The following is a 25,401-nucleotide window of genomic DNA, read 5'->3' on the forward strand; positions in this document are numbered from 1 at the left end:
CCATGACTAAATCACAATGAAGTTGCGAATGGTCTGCGTAGTATTGGCAGACATATTAAATAGAGGATCGCGCCGACAATCCAAACCCAACCGTTCCATGCCCCGGCGGTGGCAGAATAGAGTGCTGTGAAGCCAAGCGGTCCTGCGATAGAGCTTAGATTGGTGAGGCTCGTTAGCGTTCCTTGCAAAGCCCCTTGCTTGTTACTGCTGACATTGTTTGAGAGCATTGCCTGCAAGGCCGGCATGCCAACACCCCCGGCGGCAAGCAGCAACAGAATCGGGAACACCATCCATCCCTGCGTGGCAAAAGCCAGAAGAACGAAGCCAGTCGCATCCGCAGCCATGCCAAACAGCAGCGTGCGCCGCTCTCCAAGCCGGCTTGAAAGCGGGCCGGTAACAAACGCTTGGAAGATCGCATGTGTTGCCCCAAACGCCGCGAGCGACAAACCAACGGTCGCGGTGTTCCACTGAAAACGGTCCTCGCCATATATGACCCATAGGGCTGCAGGCACTTGGCCGATCAGTTGAATAATGAAGAAAACTGCGAAAAGCGCACCTAGCCCGCGCAATGCATCATCCAGCCGTAACAGAACGAATGGTTTGATGCGAACCGGCTTTCCGGTCCCGCCATGGCTGTGATGAGTCTCCTTGAGGAAAATGCAGGCAAGCAGGAACGCGAACCCGTTGAGAAGGGCGGCGGCGATAAACGGGGCATGAGCAGAGATACCACCGAGCATGCCACCAAGTGCTGGCCCGGCAATCATGCCCGCCCCATAACAGGCCCCCATGTAGCCGAACCAGCGTGCGCGAGAACCTTCCCCCGTCGAATCGGCAATGGTTGAGGCTGCTACAGCTCCGGTTGCGCCCGTGACGCCGGACACGAGTCGGCCGATATAGAGCACCCATAAGACCGGCGCTGATGCCATAATCGTGTAATCGACTGCGGCTCCTGCAAGAGAAGCCAGAAGTACCGGACGCCGACCGTAAGAATCCGAAAGCTGTCCAAGCATGGGCGCGAAGACGACCTGCATCAATGCATAGAGCGACAGCAAGGCACCATAGTGTCCAGCGACCTGCTCTGCTGGCACAAGCTCACGCAGAAGCGTCGGAAGGACGGGCATGATGAGGCCGAGACCCATGGCGTCAAGACCCACGATCAGCAGGGCAATGATGGCAGAGCTGCGCACCTGAAACTCCAGCGCCGCTCAATGGAGCGACTTTATCAACGATAAGGAGATGGACATATAACTTATCGGTGATAAATTGTCAAGCACTGGCGAAGGAACGTGAATGACCAAACTGGACAAGGGCACCGTGATCGCGGCGGCGCTAGAGCTGTTGAACGAGGTTGGCATGGACAGCCTGACGACGCGGAAGCTCGCTGAACGCCTCAAGGTTCAGCAGCCTGCGCTTTACTGGCATTTCCAGAACAAGCGAGCGCTGCTTGATGCGCTCGCCGAGGCGATGCTGGCGGAACGCCATACCCGCTCGCTACCCGAAGAGAATGAGGACTGGCGGGTGTTCCTGAAAGAGAATGCCCTGAGCTTCAGAACGGCGTTGCTCTCTTATCGGGACGGCGCGCGTATCCATGCCGGCACTCGACCGACAGAACCGAATTTTGGCACCGCCGAGACGCAAATACGCTTTCTCTGCGCGGAGGGCTTTTGTCCGAAGCGCGCCGTTTGGGCGCTCCGGGCGGTCAGTCACTATGTGGTCGGTTCCGTTCTCGAGCAGCAGGCATCTGATGCCGATGAGAGAGTTCCGGACAGGCCAGATGTGTCCGAGCAAGCACCGTCGTCCTTCCTGCACGATCTGTTTCACGAGTTGGAAACAGACGGCATGGATGCTGCGTTCAACTTCGGACTCGACAGCCTCATCGCTGGTTTCGAGCGGCTGCGTTCATCTACAACAGATTAGAGGCTTATGCCCCTTTGCCGCCCCAACTGCCACGACACCGATCCGCTTTGCACGATGCCCATGACCTCACGGCCGAGCTGGCGGTCGATGACCGGCCGCCACGGGACAAGGGAAATGAGCGGTATCTTGCCAGACAGGATACCGCCATTCACGAGGTTTCGAAGATTATTGCGCCGCATCGGAGCGGGCTTGCTTCCAGTCGTCGGCTAGACGACTGGCGACTTCTCGGTGGCAGCATCACGGGATCGAAGGAGCGCCAGCCCCAACGACACCAGCACTGCCATTGCCGTGGCGTAACAAATCACGGGCCACGCTGTATCGCCGTTTAACAGCGTCACCGCCAATGTCCCGACGATACTGACTATCAGGCTTTGGATGCAGAAGTAGAACGCAACCGCTGATCCAGCGATGTCGTCGAACTGCGCAAGTGCGCCGTTGGCGGTAACGGACACCGTGAAGACAATGCCGACCGCGACAACCCACATCGGCAGGATGAAGCTGAAAAATGACGGCGATCCGAAAAGTTGGCCGATCCCCAACAGGATCGCGCCGGAAACGAGCAACGCCATCCCGCGCGCTACGCATCCCGCGATACCCCATTTGGCAACGAAGGACTTTGCGAAGCGGGTTGTCGTGACCATGACCAGCGCGACAGTCGCGAAGGCCAAGCTAAATCCGATCTCGGAATAGCCGGCTTGGCCTATGAGAACACGGGGGGCTGTCGAGAAGAAAACGAAGAATGTGCCCATGCCGGCACTAAATCCGACCGTGTAAACCCAAAAGGCCGGACTCGCGAAGATCGGCAAAACAGATCGTTGCGTTCTGGCCTGATCCAACGGTCGGGTTTCATGCCACCTGAAACTGGCGTTTAAGAGTGCGAGCGAAGCCAGTGCAGCCAGTGTGATGAAGATCGCCTGCCATCCCCAAAACTCGCCGATCAGCGCACCGGCTATAGGGCCGAGCGCAGGCACGAACGCCAGCATCGAACTGAAAAGGCCGTAGATGACGGCACCTTCGGGACGATTGGCATATACGTCGCGCACGGTCGCGAAGGTGGCCACCAGCATGGCCGATGCTCCAACAGCCTGAACCAGACGAAACGCAACAAAGGCTAATGCAGTTGAAGAACAAGCCGCTCCCAGAGACGCAGCAACGAAAGCCGTTGCGCCTACAAGCAGGATCGGCCGTCGCCCGACGCGATCGGAGAGTGGCCCAAAGATCACTTGGCCCACACCGAGCATCACCATGTAGAGGCTCAACGTGAGTTGGATTATGGATGGAGTCGTGTTCAGGACGCCCGGCATCGCCGGAACGACTGGAAGATAAATATCCATCGCCAGCGAGGCGAGGATGTCGAAGGGAGCCATAAGCAGCAAGGCTGCCGGCAGCGTATAGGCCCACGCGGGGCGTGTGGTGGTCATGACGAATCAACCGCTCGATTAAGGATACCGGGCAGCGTCTGCTCGTCAGCAATCAGATGGGATTGGTCTTACAGAGCGCCGCAACAACAATTCTGATGTTGCGGCTTACTTGTCTGCGTTCTTGGAAGTGCTCATCTGCTGACTATCTCATGATTAAATTTGAATCGTAACAACTTTCAAGCAACTCTGCAAGGAGCCTTATTGTGCGCCCAACGCCGGAGTTAAGCCGCCGCGCGTAGCGCGGTCGGCTTGAACGAATTGTTAGACATCATTTACCAACTGACTTGATGATCTCGCCTTTCACAAAGCGAATAAATTCTTCCAAGTGATCTGCGCGTGAGGCCAAGTGATCTTCTTTTTGTCCCAGATAAGCTTGCTTAGCTTCAAGTAAGACGGGCTGATACTGGGCAGGTAGGCGTTTTATTGCCCAGTCGGCAGCGACATCCTTCGGCGCGATTTTGCCGGTTATTGCGCTGTACCAAATGCGGGACAACGTAAGCACTACATTTCGCTCATCGCCGGCCCAGTCGGGCTGCGAGTTCCATAGCTTCAAGGTTTCCCTCAGCGCCTCGAATAGATCCTGTTCAGGAACCGGGTCAAAGAATTCCTCCGCTGCCGGACCTACCAAGGCAACGCTATGTTCTCTTGCTTTTGTAAGCAGGATAGCTAGATCAATGTCGATCATGGCTGGCTCGAAGATACCCGCAAGAATGTCATTGCGCTGCCATTCTCCAAATTGCAGCTCGCGCTTAGCCGGATAACGCCACGGGATGATGTCGTCATGCACGACAAGGGTGACTTCTATAGCGCGGAGCGTCTCGCTCTCGCCAGGGAAAGCCGAAGCCTCCATAAGGTCATTGAGCAATGCTCGCCGCGTCGTTTCATCAAGCTTTACGGCCACAGTAACCAACAAATCAATATCGCTGTATGGCTTCAGGCCGCCATCCACTGCGGAGCCGTACAAATGCACGGCCAGCAACGTTGATTCCAGATGGCGCTCAATGACGCTTAGCACCTCTGATAGTTGGTTCGAAATTTCGATGGTCACCGCTACCCTCATGATGTCTAACGTTTGACATGAGGGGCGGCCAAGGGCGCCAGCCCTTGGACGTCCCCCTCGATGGAAGGGTTAGGCATCACTGCGTGTTCGCTCGAATGCCTGGCGTGTTTGAACCATGTACACGGCTGGACCATCTGGGGTGGTTACGGTACCTTGCCTCTCAAACCCCGCTTTCTCGTAGCATCGGATCGCTCGCAAGTTGCTCGGCGACGGGTCCGTTTGGATCTTGGTGACCTCGGGATCATTGAACAGCAACTCAACCAGAGCTCGAACCAGCTTGGTTCCCAAGCCTTTGCCCAGTTGTGATGCATTCGCCAGTGACTGGTCTATTCCGCGTACTCCTGGATCGGTTTCTTCTTCCCACCATCCGTCCCCGCTTCCAAGAGCAACGTACGACTGGGCATACCCAATCGGCTCTCCATTCAGCATTGCAATGTATGGAGTGACGGACTCTTGCGCTAAAACGCTTGGCAAGTACTGTTCCTGTACGTCAGCAAGTGTCGGGCGTGCTTCTTCTCCGCCCCACCACTCGACGATATGAGATCGATTTAGCCACTCATAGAGCATCGCAAGGTCATGCTCAGTCATGAGGCGCAGTGTGACGGAATCGGTGCTGTTGGTCACGATGCTGTACTTTGTGATGCCTAACTTTGTTTTAGGGCGACTGCCCTGCTGCGTAACATCGTTGCTGCTCCATAACATCAAACATCGACCCACGGCGTAACGCGCTTGCTGCTTGGATGCCCGAGGCATAGACTGTACAAAAAAACAGTCATAACAAGCCATGAAAACCGCCACTGCGCCGTTACCACCGCTGCGTTCGGTCAAGGTTCTGGACCAGTTGCGTGAGCGCATACGCTACTTGCATTACAGTTTACGAACCGAACAGGCTTATGTCAACTGGGTTCGTGCCTTCATCCGTTTCCACGGTGTGCGTCACCCGGCAACCTTGGGCAGCAGCGAAGTCGAGGCATTTCTGTCCTGGCTGGCGAACGAGCGCAAGGTTTCGGTCTCCACGCATCGTCAGGCATTGGCGGCCTTGCTGTTCTTCTACGGCAAGGTGCTGTGCACGGATCTGCCCTGGCTTCAGGAGATCGGAAGACCTCGGCCGTCGCGGCGCTTGCCGGTGGTGCTGACCCCGGATGAAGTGGTTCGCATCCTCGGTTTTCTGGAAGGCGAGCATCGTTTGTTCGCCCAGCTTCTGTATGGAACGGGCATGCGGATCAGTGAGGGTTTGCAACTGCGGGTCAAGGATCTGGATTTCGATCACGGCACGATCATCGTGCGGGAGGGCAAGGGCTCCAAGGATCGGGCCTTGATGTTACCCGAGAGCTTGGCACCCAGCCTGCGCGAGCAGCTGTCGCGTGCACGGGCATGGTGGCTGAAGGACCAGGCCGAGGGCCGCAGCGGCGTTGCGCTTCCCGACGCCCTTGAGCGGAAGTATCCGCGCGCCGGGCATTCCTGGCCGTGGTTCTGGGTTTTTGCGCAGCACACGCATTCGACCGATCCACGGAGCGGTGTCGTGCGTCGCCATCACATGTATGACCAGACCTTTCAGCGCGCCTTCAAACGTGCCGTAGAACAAGCAGGCATCACGAAGCCCGCCACACCGCACACCCTCCGCCACTCGTTCGCGACGGCCTTGCTCCGCAGCGGTTACGACATTCGAACCGTGCAGGATCTGCTCGGCCATTCCGACGTCTCTACGACGATGATTTACACGCATGTGCTGAAAGTTGGCGGTGCCGGAGTGCGCTCACCGCTTGATGCGCTGCCGCCCCTCACTAGTGAGAGGTAGGGCAGCGCAAGTCAATCCTGGCGGATTCACTACCCCTGCGCGAAGGCCATCGGTGCCGCATCGAACGGCCGGTTGCGGAAAGTCCTCCCTGCGTCCGCTGATGGCCGGCAGCAGCCCGTCGTTGCCTGATGGATCCAACCCCTCCGCTGCTATAGTGCAGTCGGCTTCTGACGTTCAGTGCAGCCGTCTTCTGAAAACGACATGATAAATTGGCCTGCCAGTTTAAGATGGGTGCATTTGAGTATGCCCAAAGGAGCCCGCAAGTATGCGCAGGACGAAGCCAGTAGCCGCGCCGATGGTGGCGCGGGTCTATCTGCGCGTCAGCACCGACGCGCAGGACTTGGAACGCCAAGAGGCGATCACTACGGCCGCGAAGGCCGCCGGCTACTACGTCGCCGGCATCTACCGTGAGAAGGCATCCGGCGCACGCGCCGACCGGCCTGAGCTGCTGCGCATGATCGGCGACCTACAGCCCGGCGAGGTGGTCATTGCCGAGAAGATCGACCGCATCAGCCGCCTACCTTTGCCCGAGGCCGAGCGCCTGGTGGCCTCGATACAGGCCAAAGGCGCACGCCTGGCCGTCCCTGGCGTGGTCGATCTATCCGACCTGGCGGCCGAGGCCCAGGGCGTCGCCAAGATCGTGCTGGAAGCCGTGCAGATCATGCTTTTTCGCCTGGCCTTGCAGATGGCCCGCGACGACTACGAGGACAGGCGCGAACGCCAGCGCCAAGGCATTGAGTTGGCCCGCCAGGCCGGGCGGTACAAGGGCCGCCGTGCTGATCCGAAGCGCCGCGCCCAAGTTGTCGCGCTGCGCAAGTCCGGCTACAGCATCAACAAGACCGCCGAGCTGGCCGGGTACAGTGCGGCCCAGGTGAAACGGATATGGGCCGAGGTCAGCCAGGCCGAAGCGAAGCAGCACGGCGCGTTCGTGGAGGACGCATTGACGGAAGCCGATGCCCTGGCCGCTGTCGGCCAGGATGAGCGCCAGGAGGAAAGGGCATGAAGAAGCCGAACCAAGACGACGAGCCGTTTTTCATCACCGAGGAGATTGCGGCCGAAATGATCGCCGGCGGCTATGAGTTCGAGCTGCCGCCCATTCCTTGCACCATCCGCCTACGCGACGTGCTGGAGCGCATGACCGATGCTGAGCTAGCATTGCAGCCGGGCGAGATCGCCGACCAGGAGCGTGAACGCTGCCGGCGCAAGCCGTGTTCAACCTCATGATCTGGTCATGGTATTTTTCATGGCACTGAGCCTGATAGTTCTTGCAAATTGTTGTCACTAAAGGGTTTTGTGTGCTTGTTTACAATCGAGTGGGAGTGACGGGCACTGGCTGGCAATGTCTAGCAACGGCAGGCATTTCGGCTGAGGGTAAAAGAACTTTCCGCTAAGCGATAGACTGTATGTAAACACAGTATTGCAAGGACGCGGAACATGCCTCATGTGGCGGCCAGGACGGCCAGCCGGGATCGGGATACTGGTCGTTACCAGAGCCACCGACCCGAGCAAACCCTTCTCTATCAGATCGTTGACGAGTATTACCCGGCATTCGCTGCGCTTATGGCAGAGCAGGGAAAGGAATTGCCGGGCTATGTGCAACGGGAATTTGAAGAATTTCTCCAATGCGGGCGGCTGGAGCATGGCTTTCTACGGGTTCGCTGCGAGTCTTGCCACGCCGAGCACCTGGTCGCTTTCAGCTGTAAGCGTCGCGGTTTCTGCCCGAGCTGTGGGGCGCGGCGGATGGCCGAAAGTGCCGCCTTGCTGGTTGATGAAGTACTGCCTGAACAACCCATGCGTCAGTGGGTGTTGAGCTTCCCGTTTCAGCTGCGTTTCCTGTTTGCCAGCCGGCCCGAGATCATGGGGTGGGTGCTGGGCATCGTTTACCGCGTCATTGCCACGCACCTGGTCAAGAAAGCGGGCCATACCCACCAAGTGGCCAAGACGGGCGCGGTCACCCTGATCCAGCGTTTTGGATCGGCGCTCAATCTGAATGTTCACTTCCACATGCTGTTTCTCGACGGTGTGTATGTCGAGCAATCCCACGGCTCAGCGCGTTTCCGCTGGGTCAAGGCGCCGACCAGCCCAGAGCTCACCCAGCTGACGCACACCATCGCCCACCGGGTGGGTCGCTATCTGGAACGGCAAGGCCTGCTGGAACGGGATGTCGAAAACAGCTATCTGGCCTCGGATGCGGTGGATGACGACCCGATGACACCCCTGCTGGGGCACTCGATCACTTACCGTATCGCTGTCGGTTCACAGGCGGGGCGAAAGGTGTTCACTTTGCAAACTCTGCCGACCAGTGGTGATCCGTTCGGTGACGGGATTGGCAAGGTAGCCGGGTCCAGCCTGCACGCCGGCGTGGCGGCCAGGGCCGATGAACGCAAGAAGCTCGAACGGCTGTGCCGGTACATCAGCCGCCCGGCGGTATCCGAGAAGCGGCTGTCGTTAACACGAGGCGGCAACGTGCGCTACCAGCTCAAGACGCCGTACCGGGACGGCACCACGCACGTCATTTTCGAACCATTGGATTTCATTGCAAGGCTGGCCGCCCTGGTACCGAAGCCCAGAGTCAACCTAACCCGCTTCCACGGGGTGTTCGCACCCAACAGTCGGCACCGGGCGTTGGTCACGCCGGCAAAACGGGGCAGGGGCAACAAGGTCAGGGTGGCTGATGAACCGGCAACACCAGCACAACGGCGAGCGTCGATGACATGGGCGCAACGGCTCAAGCGTGTTTTCAATATCGACATCGAGACCTGCAGCGGCTGCGGCGGCGCCATGAAAGTCATCGCCTGCATTGAAGACCCTATAGTGATCAAGCAGATCCTTGATCACCTGAAGCACAAAGCCGAAACCAGCGGGACCAGGGCGTTACCCGAAAGCCGGGCGCCACCGGCTGAGCTGCTCCTGGGTCTGTTTGACTGACGAGCCTGAAGGCCAACGATACCAATCAAAATGCTGCGTTCACAGCGCCGCGGCAGGGATCCGCCGTGCTGGTTGTCGGAAAAGGAGCCGCTAGTGGGAAAGAGGAGGGTAAATTTTCAGCGTTGCTGGCTCCCCGTCAGCCGGATTGGGTTGCATCGCAGGGGTGTCGAAAGAGTCAACTGCGGTCCAAAGCTGTTGGACTTGGGTGAAAAGGGCGTTTATTCTTCCTATACGTGCCGCGTTCCAGGCGGCGACTATGAGGGCTATGTCGATGCCCATGTGCGCCGGCTGGAGGCGCTACGCCGGGCCGGTATCGTCGAGCGGATCGACGCCGACCAATGGCGCATCCCCGATGATCTGGTCAGCCGTGCCGCCGCCCATGACGCCGGCCGAGACAGTCAGGCCAGCGTTCGCGTCCTTTCCCCGGTCGATCTGAACAAACAGATCGGATCGGACGGCGCGACCTGGCTGGACCGGCGGCTGATCCACGGCGAGACGGCCGACCTTGCGCCAACCGGCTTCGGGCAACAAGTCCGCGAAGCCATGGACCAGCGCCGCGAGCACCATATCGAACAGGGCGACGCCACCCGCAGCCGGGACAGCCGCGTCTTCTACCGGCGCAACCTTCTCGCCATCCTGCGGGAGCGCGAGGTAGCCGGCGTCGGATCGGATATGGCTTTGAGTAAGGGCCTGCCGTTCCGCGCCGCCACGGACGGCGAGAGCGTCAGCGGCAAGTTTACCGGAACCGTGCATCTATCGAGCGGCAAGTTCGCCGTGGTCGAGAAATCCCATGAGTTCACCCTTGTCCCGTGGCGGCCGATCATCGACCGCCAACTCGGCCGCGAGGTTATGGGCATCGTGCAGGGCGGGTCGGTGTCGTGGCAGTTAGGGCGGCAGAGGGGGCTGGAACGCTGAGTGCGCCCATGCCGCATTGCGAAGCAAAAGATAATCGGATAAAATGTAGCAATTCATATTCGTAAGCGTGGAGTAATCAGATGGGAAATTCCAAGTCAGCAGACAAGTAAGCCGCAACAACCAGTATTGTTGTTGCGGCGCTCTGTAAGGCTAGTCTCATCTGATTGCTGACGAGCAGACGTCGCCCGGTATTCCTTAATCGAGGGTTGATTCGTCATGACCACCACACGCCCCGCGTGGGCCTATACGCTGCCGGCAGCACTGCTGCTGATGGCTCCTTTCGACATCCTCGCTTCACTGGCGATGGATATTTATCTCCCTGTCGTTCCAGCGATGCCCGGCATCCTGAACACGACGCCCGCTATGATCCAACTCACGTTGAGCCTCTATATGGTGATGCTCGGCGTGGGCCAGGTGATTTTTGGTCCGCTCTCAGACAGAATCGGGCGACGGCCAATTCTACTTGCGGGCGCAACGGCTTTCGTCATTGCGTCTCTGGGAGCAGCTTGGTCTTCAACTGCACCGGCCTTTGTCGCTTTCCGTCTACTTCAAGCAGTGGGCGCGTCGGCCATGCTGGTGGCGACGTTCGCGACGGTTCGCGACGTTTATGCCAACCGTCCTGAGGGTGTCGTCATCTACGGCCTTTTCAGTTCGATGCTGGCGTTCGTGCCTGCGCTCGGCCCTATCGCCGGAGTATTGATCGGCGAGTTCTTGGGATGGCAGGCGATATTCATTACTTTGGCTATACTGGCGATGCTCGCACTCCTAAATGCGGGTTTCAGGTGGCACGAAACCCGCCCTCTGGATCAAGTCAAGACGCGCCGATCTGTCTTGCCGATCTTCGCGAGTCCGGCTTTTTGGGTTTACACTGTCGGCTTTAGCGCCGGTATGGGCACCTACTTCGTCTTCTTCTCGACGGCTCCCCGTGTGCTCATAGGCCAAGCGGAATATTCCGAGATCGGATTCAGCTTTGCCTTCGCCACTGTCGCGCTTGTAATGATCGTGACAACCCGTTTCGCGAAGTCCTTTGTCGCCAGATGGGGCATCGCAGGATGCGTGGCGCGTGGGATGGCGTTGCTTGTTTGCGGAGCGGTCCTGTTGGGGATCGGCGAACTTTACGGCTCGCCGTCATTCCTCACCTTCATCCTACCGATGTGGGTTGTCGCGGTCGGTATTGTCTTCACGGTGTCCGTTACCGCGAACGGCGCTTTGGCAGAGTTCGACGACATCGCGGGATCAGCGGTCGCGTTCTACTTCTGCGTTCAAAGCCTGATAGTCAGCATTGTCGGGACATTGGCGGTGGCACTTTTAAACGGTGACACAGCGTGGCCCGTGATCTGTTACGCCACGGCGATGGCGGTACTGGTTTCGTTGGGGCTGGTGCTCCTTCGGCTCCGTGGGGCTGCCACCGAGAAGTCGCCAGTCGTCTAACCGACGACTGGTAGCAGGCCCGCTCCGATGCGGCGCACTAACCATCGAAACCTCGTGAATGTCGGTATCCTGTCTGGCAGGATACCGCTCATTTCCCTTGTTCAGTTCATCGCCGTCGCCGAGCATCTGAATTTTCGGCATGCGGCCAAGGCACTTGGTATCAGCCAGTCGAGCGTCAGCGCGCGTGTGAAAGCGCTGGAGGATAACCTTGGTGTCCTGCTATTTGAGCGCCATGCGCGGGGCGTTCGGCTAACAGACGCAGGCAGGCACTTCATGGAGCGTGTCACGGCGGGTGTCGATCAACTCGATCACGCAGTGAAGACCGCGGAGTGACGGGCACTGGCTGGCAATGTCTAGCAACGGCAGGCATTTCGGCTGAGGGTAAAAGAACTTTCCGCTAAGCGATAGACTGTATGTAAACACAGTATTGCAAGGACGCGGAACATGCCTCATGTGGCGGCCAGGACGGCCAGCCGGGATCGGGATACTGGTCGTTACCAGAGCCACCGACCCGAGCAAACCCTTCTCTATCAGATCGTTGACGAGTATTACCCGGCATTCGCTGCGCTTATGGCAGAGCAGGGAAAGGAATTGCCGGGCTATGTGCAACGGGAATTTGAAGAATTTCTCCAATGCGGGCGGCTGGAGCATGGCTTTCTACGGGTTCGCTGCGAGTCTTGCCACGCCGAGCACCTGGTCGCTTTCAGCTGTAAGCGTCGCGGTTTCTGCCCGAGCTGTGGGGCGCGGCGGATGGCCGAAAGTGCCGCCTTGCTGGTTGATGAAGTACTGCCTGAACAACCCATGCGTCAGTGGGTGTTGAGCTTCCCGTTTCAGCTGCGTTTCCTGTTTGCCAGCCGGCCCGAGATCATGGGGTGGGTGCTGGGCATCGTTTACCGCGTCATTGCCACGCACCTGGTCAAGAAAGCGGGCCATACCCACCAAGTGGCCAAGACGGGCGCGGTCACCCTGATCCAGCGTTTTGGATCGGCGCTCAATCTGAATGTTCACTTCCACATGCTGTTTCTCGACGGTGTGTATGTCGAGCAATCCCACGGCTCAGCGCGTTTCCGCTGGGTCAAGGCGCCGACCAGCCCAGAGCTCACCCAGCTGACGCACACCATCGCCCACCGGGTGGGTCGCTATCTGGAACGGCAAGGCCTGCTGGAACGGGATGTCGAAAACAGCTATCTGGCTTCGGATGCGGTGGATGACGACCCGATGACACCCCTGCTGGGGCACTCGATCACTTACCGTATCGCTGTCGGTTCACAGGCGGGGCGAAAGGTGTTCACTTTGCAAACTCTGCCGACCAGTGGTGATCCGTTCGGTGACGGGATTGGCAAGGTAGCCGGGTCCAGCCTGCACGCCGGCGTGGCGGCCAGGGCCGATGAACGCAAGAAGCTCGAACGGCTGTGCCGGTACATCAGCCGCCCGGCGGTATCCGAGAAGCGGCTGTCGTTAACACGAGGCGGCAACGTGCGCTACCAGCTCAAGACGCCGTACCGGGACGGCACCACGCACGTCATTTTCGAACCATTGGATTTCATTGCAAGGCTGGCCGCCCTGGTACCGAAGCCCAGAGTCAACCTAACCCGCTTCCACGGGGTGTTCGCACCCAACAGTCGGCACCGGGCGTTGGTCACGCCGGCAAAACGGGGCAGGGGCAACAAGGTCAGGGTGGCTGATGAACCGGCAACACCAGCACAACGGCGAGCGTCGATGACATGGGCGCAACGGCTCAAGCGTGTTTTCAATATCGACATCGAGACCTGCAGCGGCTGCGGCGGCGCCATGAAAGTCATCGCCTGCATTGAAGACCCTATAGTGATCAAGCAGATCCTTGATCACCTGAAGCACAAAGCCGAAACCAGCGGGACCAGGGCGTTACCCGAAAGCCGGGCGCCACCGGCTGAGCTGCTCCTGGGTCTGTTTGACTGACGAGCCTGAAGGCCAACGATACCAATCAAAATGCTGCGTTCACAGCGCCGCGGCAGGGATCCGCCGTGCTGGTTGTCGGAAAAGGAGCCGCTAGTGGGAAAGAGGAGGGTAAATTTTCAGCGTTGCTGGCTCCCCGTCAGCCGGATTGGGTTGCATCGCAGGGGTGTCGAAAGAGTCAACTGCGGTCCAAAGCTGTTGGACTTGGGTGAAAAGGGCGTTTATTCTTCCTATACGTTGGTTTTTCTCATGTCAGTAGAGAATATTCTAACAGTGTAAATATAATCTTAAAAATCTTACAAGCTTGAAGCCTGATAATTTCAGGCTTCTTTCATTTTTAAATTTCCGAACTTGTAGGAATTATACATAAATCAAAACAATTCTTACTTGACAAAATCAGTCTATAATTGTAATACATGGATATGAATAAAAACACTAAAATAAAAAACAAAAATTTCAACATTAAAGACTCACAGAATTTTTTGCATAATACTAAATTAGTCGAAGATTTGCTTTTTAAAAGCAATATAACTAAGGAGGATTTTGTTGTTGAGATTGGGCCTGGAAAAGGCATAATAACCAAGGCATTAAGCAAAATCTGCAAAGCCGTTAATGCTATTGAGTTCGATAGTGTATTGGCTGATAAGTTGAGCCATGAATTTAAAAGTTCAAATGTGTCTATTATTGAAGCCGATTTTTTAAAATACAATTTACCAGACCATAATTATAAAGTTTTTTCAAACATTCCATTTAACATAACGGCAAGTATTTTAAATAAATTGTTAGATAGTGAGAACCCACCCTTAGATACTTTTTTAATTATGCAATATGAACCTTTTTTAAAGTATGCGGGTGCACCATCTTACAAGGAGTCTTATAAATCTTTATTATATAAACCATTTTTCAAAACTAACATATTGCATAGCTTTAGCAAATTTGATTTTAAGCCAGCTCCAAACGCAAACATTATTTTGGGCCAATTTTCTTATAAAGACTTTACAGATATAAACCTTGAAGACAGGCATGCTTGGAAAGATTTTTTAGCCTTTGTCTTTTTAGAAAAGGGAGTTACATTTAAAGAAAAAACAAAACGAATTTTTAGTTATAAGCAACAAAAAATAATTTTAAAAGAAAGCCGAATTAATGATGATTCAAATATAAGTAATTGGAGTTATGAATTTTGGCTAAAAATGTTTAAACTCTATAATTCGAACATGGTAAGCAAGGATAAAAAAGTTTTAGTTAACAATTCGTATAAAAGAATGTTAGAACATGAGTCTAGTTTAGAAAAGATTCATAGAAATAGAAAGCAAAATAACAGAAAATAGATAAACGGCAGATAAGGAAAAGCTAAATGTTAAAATTAAAGCTAGAAAACATAAACAAAACTTTCGATGGGAAAAACTTTGTTGTTAAAAATTTTAATTTGGAAGTTAATAATGAGGATTTTGTTGTTTTAGTTGGCCCATCTGGGTGCGGGAAAACAACTGTTCTACGTTGTCGGCAGCGGGCCAAAAAGGAATACGTCCATGCCCATCGAGGTGAAACCGGCTGTGAGCGCGGGTTCAAGCATATAGCCCGACAGGCGCGTATCCTTGCCGATCACGACACGATGGCGGTGGTCACCGCGACGAAAGACACGGCCAGCCGCCATGCCGACGCGCAAGGCGGTTTCCGCCGTCATCGCGCCTTCGTTGGCTTTGCCACGAATACCGTCTGTGCCGAAATATTTGCGCACCATAAGGTCGATTATCCTGTCGTCGGGTCGCCCTCAAAGGGGACATGCCTGCTGAACCGCGAATATAGAGAAATATCCCGAATGTGCAGTTAACGAATTCTTGCGGTTTCTTTCAGCGCCGCCAATACCGCCAGCCCGTCGCGCAAGGGGCGCGGCTCGTGTGTGCGGATGAAGTCAGCTCCACCTGCGGCGGCGGCAAGCTCTGCAGCGAGTGTCGCGGCCCCGACATCCCCCGGACCACGGCCTGTGAGCGCGCGCAGAAAGGATTTGCGCGAAACAGACAGAAGCACCGGCAAATCGAAGCGCAGCCGCAATTCATCGAACCGCGCCAGCACCGAGAGCGAGGTTTCGGGAGCAGCCCCCAGAAAAAACCCCATGCCGGGATCAAGGACAAGGCGGTTGCGTTTGATACCGGCACCCGTCAGCGCCGCGATGCGCGCGTCAAAGAACGCCGCAATGTGATCCATGATGTCGCCAGCGGGTGCCTCGCGCCGATCTGCCTGCCCGTCTTGCACCGAATGCATAACGACGAGTTTGGCAGATGATTTCGCCAATTGCGGATAGAACGCAGCGTCTGGAAAACCGCGAATATCATTGAGATAGGCCACACCACGCGACAAGGCATAGGCTTGCGTCGCGGGTTGATAACTGTCGAGCGAGACGGGAATGCCATCTGCCTTGAGCGCGTCCAGCACCGGCGCGATACGCGCGATTTCTGTGTCGGACGAAACAGGCGCGGCGTCGGGATTGCTGGATGCCGGACCGAGGTCGATCACATCTGCCCCCTCGGCCATCAGCTTACGCGCCTGCGCAATGGCTGCGTCTGGCGCCAGATACCGGCCTCCATCGGAGAAACTGTCCGAGGTTATGTTGACGATGCCGAAAATGATGAGCGATTTATTCATGGGGGCTTCTATAATAATAATCGAGCATGAGTCTCATACGGATGCTCGGGTCGAAAGGGAATCCCCAGGCGAGTAACCTGTTTGCGGTGATCCATTAGCTGCAGGAGCAGAAGAGCATACATCTGGAAGCAAAGCCAGGAAAGCGGCCTATGGAGCTGTGCGGCAGCGCTCAGTAGGCAATTTTTCAAAATATTGTTAAGCCTTTTCTGAGCATGGTATTTTTCATGGTATTACCAATTAGCAGGAAAATAAGCCATTGAATATAAAAGATAAAAATTTCTTGTTTACAATAGAGTGGGAATGATCCCGCGTCTGGCAGTACCGTGCTCCTGATGGCATAAAACCTGATAAGCCCGCATTACTGCGGGCTTATTTACATTCATCCGCTTTTGCAAATGGAACCCGACTCTTTCCGTTGCATAGTAAGCCTATGTACGTTGATGGCTCTCGCCGACGAGTTCAGGCTTGCCACCACGTCCTTGTTAGTGATGTAGTTGTTTTCTGGCCTTGCTTGGGCCAATCCCGGCGCGCATCGTCGGTGTCCCACGGTGGGGCAGCCTCAGTAGGCATGGCCTGTGGATTGGGCGCAAAGGGTGCAGTGAAACGCGCTTGATGGCATTTTCAGTCTATGGGGCGCGATGGTATACGCGTATCTTCCTTACTTCGTCAGCATCATGGCTTCATGATTCAGACAAGGGGATATTAAAGCGTCTGTAAGTGGCGCTTTACTTCTTGTTCTGCTCTTGTCCTCCGGGCCCAAACCCCCGCGCCAGCTCCATAAAGGCCTGCAGGTAGTCAATTACGGCCTCCGTCTCCCGCATCCCCAGGTAAATTTGTTTGGCGATGCCTTGTTTGCCCAACCTGACCGGTACCACGTCCAGCTTTTCGGCATACTCCTCCACCAGCCATCGCGGTAGCGCCGCCACTCCACGGCCGCTGGCTACCATCTGCATCATGATGTCGGTTGTTTCAATCGTTTTGTGCCGTCTGGGGGCGATGCCGGCGGGCAGCAGAAACTGGTTGTAGATGTCCAGCCGGTCTATGTCCACCGGGTAGGAAATCAGCACTTCCCGGTCTATGTCCTGAGGTTTGGCATAGTCTGCGGTAGCCAGGCGATGTTCGGTATTAACCACCAGCACCTGCTCGTAATCGAACACGGGCTCGAACTTCAAACCTGGCTTGTAGAGCGGGTCCGGTGTGACCAACAGATCAATCTCATAGCCAAACAAGGCACCGATTCCGCCGAACTGGAATTTCTGCTTCACATCGACGTCCACGTCTGGCCAGGCGTTCAGATAGGGGGAGACGATCTTCAGCAGCCACTGATAGCAGGGGTGGCATTCCATACCGATACGCAGCGATCCGCGCTCTCCCTGAGCAAACTGACCCAGGCGCTCTTCGGCCAGGTCCAACTGAGGCAGCACGCGATTGGCGACCGCCAGCAGGTACTGGCCTGCCTGCGTCAACTGCAGGCTGCGGCCCTCGCGGCGCCAGATTTCAGTGCCTAATTGTTGTTCCAGTTTTCTCATGGTGTGGCTGAGGGCCGACTGAGTGACGTGCAGTACATTGGCAGCGGCGGTCAGGGAGCCTTGCTTGTCGACTTGCTGTACGACGGACAGGTGGATGCGCTCTAACATGTTACGTGAAGTATTTTCATGAATCGGTGAGATAAGACCATTTTACTTCATTGAACCGGCTTCCTACAATGCAAGTCATTCTTTGTTCCATCCGTCCTTTGAGAGCAGCACATGACGACGATTCATAATCTTGGCTTTCCGCGCATTGGCGCCAAACGTGAACTGAAGTTCGCTTTGGAATCCTATTGGAAGGGTGAGTCTTCGCGTGAGGATCTTCAGGCCCTGGGCGCGCAGTTGCGTCAGCGTCACTGGGAGAATCAGGCGGGGCTGGATCTGGTGCCTGTAGGGGATTTTTCTTTTTACGATCAGGTGCTCGATACCAGCTTTCTGCTGGGCAATCTGCCCGAACGTGTGCAAGGTTTTCAGGGTGATGAGCTGGATAATTATTTTCGTGTCGCGCGAGGCCGGTCCGCTCAAGGGGCGGAGGAGCATAGCGCCTGCTGCGGCGGAGTGGCAGCTGGTGAGATGACCAAGTGGTTTGATACGAACTACCACTACATCGTTCCCGAATTCAAGGCCGACACCCAATTTACGCTGCACGCTTCGCGTTTACTGGAGCAGTTGGCACAAGCCCAGGAGCAGGGCGTTCACGCCAAGCCGGTGATTATTGGGCCCCTTACTTATTTAGCATTGGGTAAAGCCAAGGATGAGTCCAACAAGCTGGCATTACTGGATCGGCTCTTGCCGGTGTATGTGCAGTTGTTGGAAGCCCTGGCTGAGGCGGGTGCGGACTGGGTTCAGATTGACGAGCCTATTCTGGTCACCGAGCTGGATGACGAGTGGCAGCAAGCCTTCAAAAAGGCGTATGAGCAATTCAAACCTGTTGGCGTCAAGCTGCTGGTCGCAACGTATTTTGGACAACTGCTGGAAAACACTGCCTTGGCAGCCGGTCTGCCGGTGGCGGGTTTGCATGTGGATGCGATCAACGATCGGGATGGTGTGGATGCGTTGCTCACACTCCTTGCTAAGGACAAGGTACTGTCTTTGGGCGTGATCAATGGCCGCAATATCTGGAAAACGGATTTGACGGCCACGCTGGACTGGGTGGAGCCTATCGCACGCCAACGAGGAGATCGTGTGTGGTTGGCCCCTTCCTGCTCATTGCTGCATGTGCCAGTGGATCTGGAAAGCGAGCAGAACCTGGATGCGGATGTGAAATCCTGGTTGGCCTTCGCTCTGCAAAAGTTGGACGAGTTGCGCATTCTGGGCCAAGCCCTGGCTCATGGGCGTGAGGCTGTCAAGGCAGAGTTGGCCGAGAATCTGGCGCCTCTGACAGCGCGTCGTCAGTCTCCCCGTGTCCATAATCCAGCGGTGAAGGCGGCTGTTGCTGGGCTTAGCGCCGAGCAGGGCAAGCGCAAGAGCGAGTATGCGCAACGGGCCGCCAAACAGGCGCAGTTTCTGAATCTGCCGGCGTTTCCCACGACGACGATCGGCTCCTTCCCCCAAACGACAGACATTCGCCGTGCCCGTAGTGAGTTCAAAGCCGGCCGTCTGGATGAAAACAGCTATCAGGCCGCCATGCGTGCCGAGATTGAGCGCAGCGTGCGTGAGCAGGAGAAGCTGGGTCTGGACGTTCTGGTGCATGGCGAGGCCGAGCGCAACGACATGGTTGAGTATTTTGGGGAACAGTTGGAGGGCTACGCATTCAGCCAGTTCGGCTGGGTGCAGTCCTACGGATCGCGCTGCGTGAAGCCTCCCATCTTGTTTGGGGATATCAGCCGTCCCCATGCCATGACGGTGGAGTGGATTACGTACGCTCAGTCGCTCACTCAAAAGCCGATGAAGGGCATGTTGACAGGGCCGGTGACGATTTTGAACTGGTCTTTTGTGCGGGACGATCAGCCCCGCGCGGAGTCTTGCCGGCAGTTGGCGTTGGCCATACGCGAAGAAGTGCTGGACCTGGAGAAGGCCGGCGTGCGTGTAATCCAGATTGATGAGGCTGCCTTGCGCGAGGGTTTGCCCTTGCGTCAATCGCAATGGCAGCGCTATCTGGACTGGGCCGTCGAGTGCTTCCGTATCGCTGCCAATGGGGTGAGTGATGCGACGCAGATCCACACTCACATGTGTTATTCCGAGTTCAACGACATTATTTCCTCGATCGCGCACATGGATGCCGATGTAATCACGATTGAAACCAGCCGCTCGGACATGGAATTGCTCGATGCCTTTGAGCACTTCCAGTACCCCAATCAGATCGGACCCGGTGTGTACGACATTCATTCGCCCAACATCCCCAGCGAGCAGCACATCGTGAATTTGATGAAGAAAGCCGCTGAGCGTGTGCCCGCAGACCGTCTGTGGGTGAACCCGGATTGTGGGCTTAAAACCCGTCAGTGGGCAGAGGTGATTCCGGCCTTGAGCAATATGGTGGCCGCCGCGAAAACCTTGCGGGCAAGTGTCTGATCGGTTCAAGGATCGAGTTTGGCAAACAGTCCCGGCCAGATGCTGGGACTTTCTATATAAGCCAGAGCGCAGACTACTTGCCTGGCAGCGACGCCAGGCAGAGAACTTCTCCCGGTTTGGCGCGCTAGGGCTTTGCGTTGAGCCTTTGCCTGTCAATCCGTGCAGCAACAAAATAAAAAGCCTGCTCTGCTCAATTCCATTTTGTTGGCAAGCAGATCAGCTTCCATATCAGAAATTAGGGTCCAAAAGAAAATGAACCAAGAATTTGCGTTTAGCATCCGTAGTATTCGTTTCGATGAAAACTATCGTCCGGCAGACAGCACACGTCTGACGACTAACTTTGCCAATTTGGCGCGAGGTGAGAGTCGCCAGCAGAATCTGCGTAATACGCTGGCCATGATTAACAATCGCTTCAATAATTTGGCTCATTGGGATAATCCGGCGGGCGATCGTTATGCTCTTGAGTTGGATATTGTCTCTGTAGATATTGATATTGAGGGAAATGGTTCCACCTTCCCAACAATTGAAATTCTGAAAACGACCATCGTTGACCATAAAGAGAACAAACGTATTGATGGTATCGTTGGCAATAATTTTTCCTCTTATGTGCGCGATTATGATTTCAGCGTGGTTCTGATGGAGCACAACAAGAACAAAAATGGCTTTAGTGCCCCGGAGGGGTTTGGGGATCTGCATGGCAAGTTGTTCCAGTCTTTTGTCAATTCAAGGCTGTACCAGGAAAACTTCAACAAATCGCCCGTGATTTGTTTGAGCGTGTCCAGCAGCAAGGTGTACCACCGCACCGGCAATCAGCATCCTGTATTGGGATTTGAGTATCAACAAAACGAGTTTTCGCCTACGGATGCGTATTTTGCAAAAATGGGTCTGAAGGTTCGTTACTTTATGCCTCCCAATAGCCTTGCTCCGTTTGCTTTTTATTTTCGGGGCGATTTGCTGAATGATTATACGAGTCTGGAATTGATCAGTACGATCAGCACGATGGAAACATTCCAGAAAATCTATCGCCCTGAGATTTATAATTCCAACTCGGCGGCGGGAATGCGTTACCAACCTAGTTTGAAAAATCCCGATCACTCGGTAACGCAAATTGTGTACGACCGCGAGGAGCGCAGCCGATTGGCGGTTGAGCAAGGTCGGTTTACAGAAGAGAGCTTTATCAAGCCCTATAAAGCCATTCTTGATCAATGGGCGGCGAATTACGCGCGTTGATTCATCAAAAACAACAAGGTTATTTATTTATGAAAAAGTTGCTACCCACCTCCACCGCAGGCAGTCTGCCTAAACCTTCCTGGCTGGCCGAACCTGAAAAGCTGTGGTCGCCTTGGCGACTGGAGGGCGAGGATTTGATCGAAGGCAAGAAAGACGCCCTGCGATTGTCTTTGCAAGAGCAGTTGCACGCTGGCATTGATTTGATTAGCGATGGCGAGCAGACGCGACAGCATTTTGTGACCACGTTCATTGAGCACCTGAACGGGGTCGATTTTGAGAAACGCGAGACCGTGCGTATTCGCGACCGGTACGATGCCAGCGTTCCTACGGTGGTGGGGGCAGTGACCCGTCCCAAGTCCGTGTTTGTGGAGGATGCGAAATTCTTGCGTCAGCAAACCTCGCAGCCGATCAAATGGGCCCTGCCAGGTCCTATGACCATGATCGATACGTTATACGACAACCATTACAAAAGCCGTGAAAAGCTGGCCTGGGAATTTGCCAAAATCCTGAACCAGGAAGCCAAAGAGCTGGAAGCCGCAGGCGTGGATATCATCCAGTTTGACGAGCCCGCTTTCAACGTGTTCTTTGACGAAGTCAACGATTGGGGTATTGCTACTCTGGAACGTGCCATCGAAGGTCTGAAGTGCGAAACCGCCGTGCATATTTGCTACGGCTACGGCATCAAGGCCAACACGGACTGGAAGAAAACCCTGGGCTCGGAATGGCGTCAGTACGAAGAGTCATTCCCAAAGCTGCAGCAATCCAAGATCGATATCATTTCCCTGGAATGCCAGAACTCCCGTGTGCCTATGGATTTGATTGAACTGATCCGTGGCAAGAAAGTGATGGTTGGCGCCATTGACGTGGCCACCAACGTGATTGAAACCGCTGACGAAGTGGCCAACACACTGCGCAAAGCACTGAAGTTTGTGGACGCTGACAAGCTGTATCCCTCCACCAACTGCGGTATGGCACCTTTGCCACGCGCAGTGGCACGCGGCAAGCTGCACGCCCTGAGCGCCGGCGCTGAGATCGTTCGTAAGGAACTGTCGGCCTGATGGCTTTGATGCCTGAACGCTAGCCTGTTCAGGCTGCCCTCAGCAAACGATCAAGATGGTGTTGCCATCGCTGTTGCTGGGGGCATTTTTTTGTTTGGGTGTGCAGGAGTGCTGCAGATCTTTGCCGGGCGGAGCCTGGGCCTTGTTTCGTAAAAGCCCCAGGTTTTAAAGCCTGGGGGCATGAAAAAGGAGAGGTGTGGAAAGGGGCTGAACCCTGAATAAGCTCAATCCCCAAACGCCAAACACCAAACACCAAACACCAAACGCCACGAGCCAAACGGCCCACCTGCGTCCACACTCATCCTCGAACTTCCATAGCGCAAGCCCCAACAGTCAACTTCAAGACTTCGCTCTTGGGTCCCAGTTCCCCGATCTCAGGTTCCCCATCCCAGACCTCAAGTCATCAATGCGCCTACCTAGCCTACCATGCTTGTAGGCGAGTTTTTTGCGACCACTGTATAAAGAAATTCTTGTTCACCACAAAGAAATGAATTAGGATTCACTCATGTTATGAATCAGGATTCACTTCTTTATGGCGTACCGACAAACTCCCGCTGTTCAAGCCCGCTTGCATGACAATCGGAGCCGTATCCTGGAAGCGGCCCGCAGTCTGGTCAGTGAGGGTGGCTGGCAGGAAGCCCAGGTGGCCAGTGTGGCGGCCGCGGCGGGCATGGCGACCGGGACGGTCTACCGTTACTTCCCCTCCAAGGCAGAGCTGTTTGCAGAGGTCCTGTCGCAGGTGTCCCAGCGTGAGGTGGACGTACTCACGGATATCGCCCAGGCGGACGGCTCTTGCATGCTGCGCCTGCAAGCCGCAGTCGCCACGTTTGTGAAACGTGCCATGCGCAATCCTCGCCTGGCCTATGCCTTGATTGCCGAGCCTTGCGACAAGGAAATTGACGCGGCTCGTCTGGTGTATCGCGCCGCAATCAGTCAGGTTGTTCACGCCCTGGTCTCCCAAGGTCAGGACGCGGGGGAAATGCGTCAGGATGTGCAGCCCGATATTGCGGCGACCGTCATTGTGGGCGGTTTCATGGAAGGTCTGATTGGCCCGCTTTCTCCCTTAAGCCGTCAACAGCACGATGGCACGGACAGTTACCAGCGCCAAGTGGCCGCGCTGGCTGACCAGATTGCCCAGATGGCGTGTGCCAGCGTGGCAGTCCTTTCTGCCACACCCTAGAAAAAACTCGGAGACAAACATGAATCAGCCGCTTTCCCCCAGTGTTTTGACTGCGTCCGAGGATCGTTACAGCACGCATCAGGTTTTGAATCAGGCTTTGCCTGCCAGCGGGTTCAATGCTTTTACGGGTGATCGGGTGCTGGTTGACGCCATCAGTCGTGAAGCTCCCTGGGCCGCGTCGCGTTGTCAGGCGTTGGGGGCGGTAGCTGGGGATGAAAATGTGCAGGAACTGGCTCACTTGGCGAACCGCCATATCCCCGAGCTTAAAACGCATGATCGATTTGGCAACCGGATTGATTGGCTGGAATTTCACCCCAGCTGGCATGAGTTGATGGGCCTGGCCTGGCAGCACGAGGTGCCCAATTTAAGCTGGCGTACCCAAGAGAAAAACGGCCATTTCGCCCGCGCTGTCTTGTCTTATTTGTGGAATCAGGTGGAGCACGGTACGGGCTGCCCGACCGGCATGGCTTATGCGGCTTATGCTGGTTTCGAGGCCGAGCCTGCCTTGGCGATCTGGGCGGATAAGCTCAAAGGGACGCGCTATGAATATAGTCGTCGCGAAGTGGGGGACAAGCCCTCGGTGGTGATTGGTTATGCGATGACGGAAAAGCAGGGCGGCTCGGACTTGCGTGAGACACAGACGACCGCGCGCTTTTCCCACAGTGCGGATTATCACGGTGCTACGGCGCAGTGGTATGAGCTGACAGGGCATAAATGGTTTTGTTCGGTGCCGCAGTCCGATGGCTTTTTTACGCTGGCTAAAGTCAATGGCGCTGTTACGTGCTTCTTCTTGCCCCGTACCTTGCCGGACGGCAGCTACAACCGCTTTTTTGTGCAGCGCTTGAAGGACAAGGCGGGGAATCGATCCAACGCGTCCAGTGAAGTGGAGTATGCCGGCACGCTGGCGATTCGGGTGGGGGAGGAAGGGCGCGGTATTCGGGAAATCCTGTCGCACTCGCATCTGACGCGTCTGGACTTTGCGATTGGCTCGGCGGGTTTGATGCGGCAGGCGCTAACCTTGGCTCTGCGTCACACGACATCACGCAAGGCTTTTGGAACCTCTATTGCCGACCGCCCCATGATGCGCAATGTGCTGGCGGATATGGCGGTCGAGGTGGAAGCGGCAACTTTGATGGCTTTGCGAGTGGCCAAGGCGACGGATCTGATGCAAAGCAGCGAACATGAACGACTGCTGGCTCGGGTAGCGACTCCTGCGGCCAAATACTTTAATTGCTCACGCGCGCCCTCCATCGCGAATGAAGCCTTGCAGTGTCATGGTGGGAACGGGTTTATCGAAGAGAACCCCATGGCCCGCGTGTATCGAGAGGCACCCTTGAACAGCGTGTGGGAAGGCACGGCCAATATGATGTGTATGGATGTGCGGCGCGCCATGATCAGGGATCCGCGCACGGTGGAGGCGGTTTTTGATGAACTCAAACCCTTGGCCGGGCAAGACAAGCGCTTCGATGCGTTGGTGCAGCACACTGAGCGTCTGGTGAGAGCGGCGATCGAGGACGAGTTTCTGGCCCGCCCCATGACTGAAGCCGTCGCCCGCGTCTCGCAGGCAGCCGAGCTGCTGCGCTATAGCTCTCAAGAGGTGGCGGATGTGTTTTTAAGTACGCGCAGCGGCGGGGATGTGGGGTCTTGGGGAGCGCATTACGGCACCTTGGAAATGGCAACGTCCTCCTCAATCGCGCAGAAAATTGTGCGCAGGGCGATGGTCACAGATTGATCTTTGCTGTTTGCAAAGTCTGGAGTGAGCGGGGGCTATCTGGATCAAGTCTTGGATAGCCCTTGTTGCTTGAACCGGGTGGCTTTGCAGGCGAGGCGGCCACCTGACACCTG

At 55.8% G+C, this 25,401-nt stretch carries 20 protein-coding genes and 4 pseudogenes; 16 read left to right on the forward strand and 8 right to left on the reverse strand.

Going from position 1 to position 25,401, the window contains the following annotated elements; all coding sequences use genetic code 11:
- Positions 1–11 precede the first annotated feature (11 nt).
- Positions 12–1,187: a tetracycline efflux MFS transporter Tet(G) gene (tet(G), locus tag RSQ48_RS07295; RefSeq protein WP_001257840.1), complete on the reverse strand. Its 1,176-nt coding sequence runs from the start codon at positions 1,185–1,187 to the stop codon at positions 12–14.
- A gap of 103 nt (positions 1,188–1,290) precedes the next feature.
- On the opposite strand from tet(G), the gene tetR(G) reads away from it, so the two are divergent.
- Positions 1,291–1,917 (forward strand): tetracycline resistance transcriptional repressor TetR(G), encoded by a 627-nt coding sequence (gene tetR(G), locus RSQ48_RS07300; RefSeq protein ID WP_000163574.1) that lies wholly within the window; start codon positions 1,291–1,293, stop codon positions 1,915–1,917.
- Here the strand turns inward: tetR(G) and RSQ48_RS07305 are convergent.
- From RSQ48_RS07305 to aac(6')-Ib, 4 genes and pseudogenes are all read right to left on the reverse strand, one after another.
- A pseudogene (locus tag RSQ48_RS07305) lies at positions 1,914–2,030 on the reverse strand (DUF3363 domain-containing protein); the annotation flags it as partial. The gene tetR(G) and the pseudogene RSQ48_RS07305 sit on opposite strands and share 4 nt — an antisense overlap.
- Positions 2,031–2,123: 93 nt before the next feature.
- On the reverse strand, positions 2,124–3,338 hold the full coding sequence (locus tag RSQ48_RS07310) for a chloramphenicol/florfenicol efflux MFS transporter FloR2 (RefSeq protein ID WP_000214125.1): 1,215 nt from the start codon (positions 3,336–3,338) through the stop codon (positions 2,124–2,126).
- A gap of 221 nt (positions 3,339–3,559) precedes the next feature.
- Positions 3,560–4,398 (reverse strand): annotated as a pseudogene (locus RSQ48_RS07315) (AadA family aminoglycoside 3''-O-nucleotidyltransferase).
- 69 nt (positions 4,399–4,467) lie between these two features.
- Complete coding sequence (gene aac(6')-Ib / locus RSQ48_RS07320; RefSeq protein WP_012695458.1) at positions 4,468–5,022, reverse strand: AAC(6')-Ib family aminoglycoside 6'-N-acetyltransferase; 555 nt, start codon at positions 5,020–5,022, stop codon at positions 4,468–4,470.
- A gap of 160 nt (positions 5,023–5,182) precedes the next feature.
- Between aac(6')-Ib and intI1 the strand changes: the two genes are divergently transcribed.
- The 10 genes and pseudogenes from intI1 to RSQ48_RS07370 form a co-directional block, all read left to right on the forward strand.
- Positions 5,183–6,196: a class 1 integron integrase IntI1 gene (gene intI1 / locus RSQ48_RS07325; protein WP_000845054.1), complete on the forward strand. Its 1,014-nt coding sequence runs from the start codon at positions 5,183–5,185 to the stop codon at positions 6,194–6,196.
- 265 nt (positions 6,197–6,461) lie between these two features.
- A complete protein-coding gene (locus RSQ48_RS07330; protein ID WP_001366550.1) occupies positions 6,462–7,199 on the forward strand; it encodes a recombinase family protein in 738 nt (245 codons plus the stop codon).
- Positions 7,196–7,420 carry a hypothetical protein gene (locus RSQ48_RS07335; RefSeq protein ID WP_000743213.1) on the forward strand — a complete coding sequence of 75 codons (225 nt, stop codon included), beginning with the start codon at positions 7,196–7,198 and terminating at the stop codon, positions 7,418–7,420. Before RSQ48_RS07330 ends, RSQ48_RS07335 begins: the two co-directional genes overlap by 4 nt.
- A 210-nt stretch (positions 7,421–7,630) precedes the next feature.
- Positions 7,631–9,124, forward strand: a complete 1,494-nt coding sequence (locus RSQ48_RS07340; protein ID WP_001120888.1) for an IS91-like element ISVsa3 family transposase — start codon at positions 7,631–7,633, stop codon at positions 9,122–9,124.
- A gap of 30 nt (positions 9,125–9,154) precedes the next feature.
- Positions 9,155–10,039 carry a DUF3363 domain-containing protein gene (locus RSQ48_RS07345; protein ID WP_001447541.1) on the forward strand — a complete coding sequence of 295 codons (885 nt, stop codon included), beginning with the start codon at positions 9,155–9,157 and terminating at the stop codon, positions 10,037–10,039.
- A 216-nt stretch (positions 10,040–10,255) separates the two neighbouring features.
- A complete protein-coding gene (floR, locus tag RSQ48_RS07350; RefSeq protein WP_000214122.1) occupies positions 10,256–11,470 on the forward strand; it encodes a chloramphenicol/florfenicol efflux MFS transporter FloR in 1,215 nt (404 codons plus the stop codon).
- 27 nt (positions 11,471–11,497) lie between these two features.
- Positions 11,498–11,803: a LysR family transcriptional regulator gene (locus RSQ48_RS07355; protein ID WP_001255015.1), complete on the forward strand. Its 306-nt coding sequence runs from the start codon at positions 11,498–11,500 to the stop codon at positions 11,801–11,803.
- A gap of 111 nt (positions 11,804–11,914) precedes the next feature.
- Positions 11,915–13,408 (forward strand): IS91-like element ISVsa3 family transposase, encoded by a 1,494-nt coding sequence (locus RSQ48_RS07360; protein WP_001120888.1) that lies wholly within the window; start codon positions 11,915–11,917, stop codon positions 13,406–13,408.
- 419 nt (positions 13,409–13,827) lie between these two features.
- Positions 13,828–14,733: a 23S rRNA (adenine(2058)-N(6))-methyltransferase Erm(42) gene (gene erm(42) / locus RSQ48_RS07365; RefSeq protein ID WP_014325825.1), complete on the forward strand. Its 906-nt coding sequence runs from the start codon at positions 13,828–13,830 to the stop codon at positions 14,731–14,733.
- A 26-nt stretch (positions 14,734–14,759) separates the two neighbouring features.
- Positions 14,760–14,864: pseudogene (locus RSQ48_RS07370) on the forward strand (hypothetical protein); the annotation flags it as partial.
- A 39-nt stretch (positions 14,865–14,903) separates the two neighbouring features.
- On the opposite strand, the pseudogene glmM reads toward RSQ48_RS07370, so the two are convergent.
- From glmM to RSQ48_RS07385, 3 genes and pseudogenes are all read right to left on the reverse strand, one after another.
- Positions 14,904–15,146: pseudogene (gene glmM, locus RSQ48_RS07375) on the reverse strand (phosphoglucosamine mutase); the annotation flags it as partial.
- Between the two features lie 86 nt (positions 15,147–15,232).
- The gene (sul2, locus tag RSQ48_RS07380) at positions 15,233–16,048 is read right to left on the reverse strand and encodes a sulfonamide-resistant dihydropteroate synthase Sul2 (RefSeq protein ID WP_001043260.1); all 816 of its coding nucleotides are present in this window, start codon (positions 16,046–16,048) and stop codon (positions 15,233–15,235) included.
- A 725-nt stretch (positions 16,049–16,773) separates the two neighbouring features.
- Positions 16,774–17,685 (reverse strand): LysR family transcriptional regulator, encoded by a 912-nt coding sequence (locus RSQ48_RS07385; protein WP_003801333.1) that lies wholly within the window; start codon positions 17,683–17,685, stop codon positions 16,774–16,776.
- A gap of 111 nt (positions 17,686–17,796) precedes the next feature.
- Here RSQ48_RS07385 and metE point away from each other — a divergent pair, with 111 nt between their 5' ends.
- From metE to RSQ48_RS07410, 5 genes are all read left to right on the forward strand, one after another.
- Entirely contained in the window at positions 17,797–20,088 is a 2,292-nt protein-coding gene (metE, locus tag RSQ48_RS07390) for a 5-methyltetrahydropteroyltriglutamate--homocysteine S-methyltransferase (RefSeq protein WP_415302281.1), read from the forward strand.
- Positions 20,089–20,340: 252 nt separating this feature from the next.
- Complete coding sequence (locus tag RSQ48_RS07395) at positions 20,341–21,318, forward strand: DUF1852 domain-containing protein (RefSeq protein ID WP_415302282.1); 978 nt, start codon at positions 20,341–20,343, stop codon at positions 21,316–21,318.
- Positions 21,319–21,347: 29 nt separating this feature from the next.
- Positions 21,348–22,376, forward strand: coding sequence for a methionine synthase (locus RSQ48_RS07400; RefSeq protein WP_415302283.1), 1,029 nt, complete (start codon positions 21,348–21,350; stop codon positions 22,374–22,376).
- A gap of 532 nt (positions 22,377–22,908) precedes the next feature.
- Complete coding sequence (locus tag RSQ48_RS07405; RefSeq protein WP_059317735.1) at positions 22,909–23,556, forward strand: TetR/AcrR family transcriptional regulator; 648 nt, start codon at positions 22,909–22,911, stop codon at positions 23,554–23,556.
- A gap of 19 nt (positions 23,557–23,575) precedes the next feature.
- Entirely contained in the window at positions 23,576–25,288 is a 1,713-nt protein-coding gene (locus tag RSQ48_RS07410) for an acyl-CoA dehydrogenase family protein (RefSeq protein ID WP_131071635.1), read from the forward strand.
- The last annotated feature ends 113 nt before the right edge of the window (positions 25,289–25,401 follow it).

It is taken from the genome of Alcaligenes sp. SJTW-7, assembly GCF_047716895.1.
Lineage (GTDB): Bacteria > Pseudomonadota > Gammaproteobacteria > Burkholderiales > Burkholderiaceae_B > Alcaligenes > Alcaligenes ammonioxydans.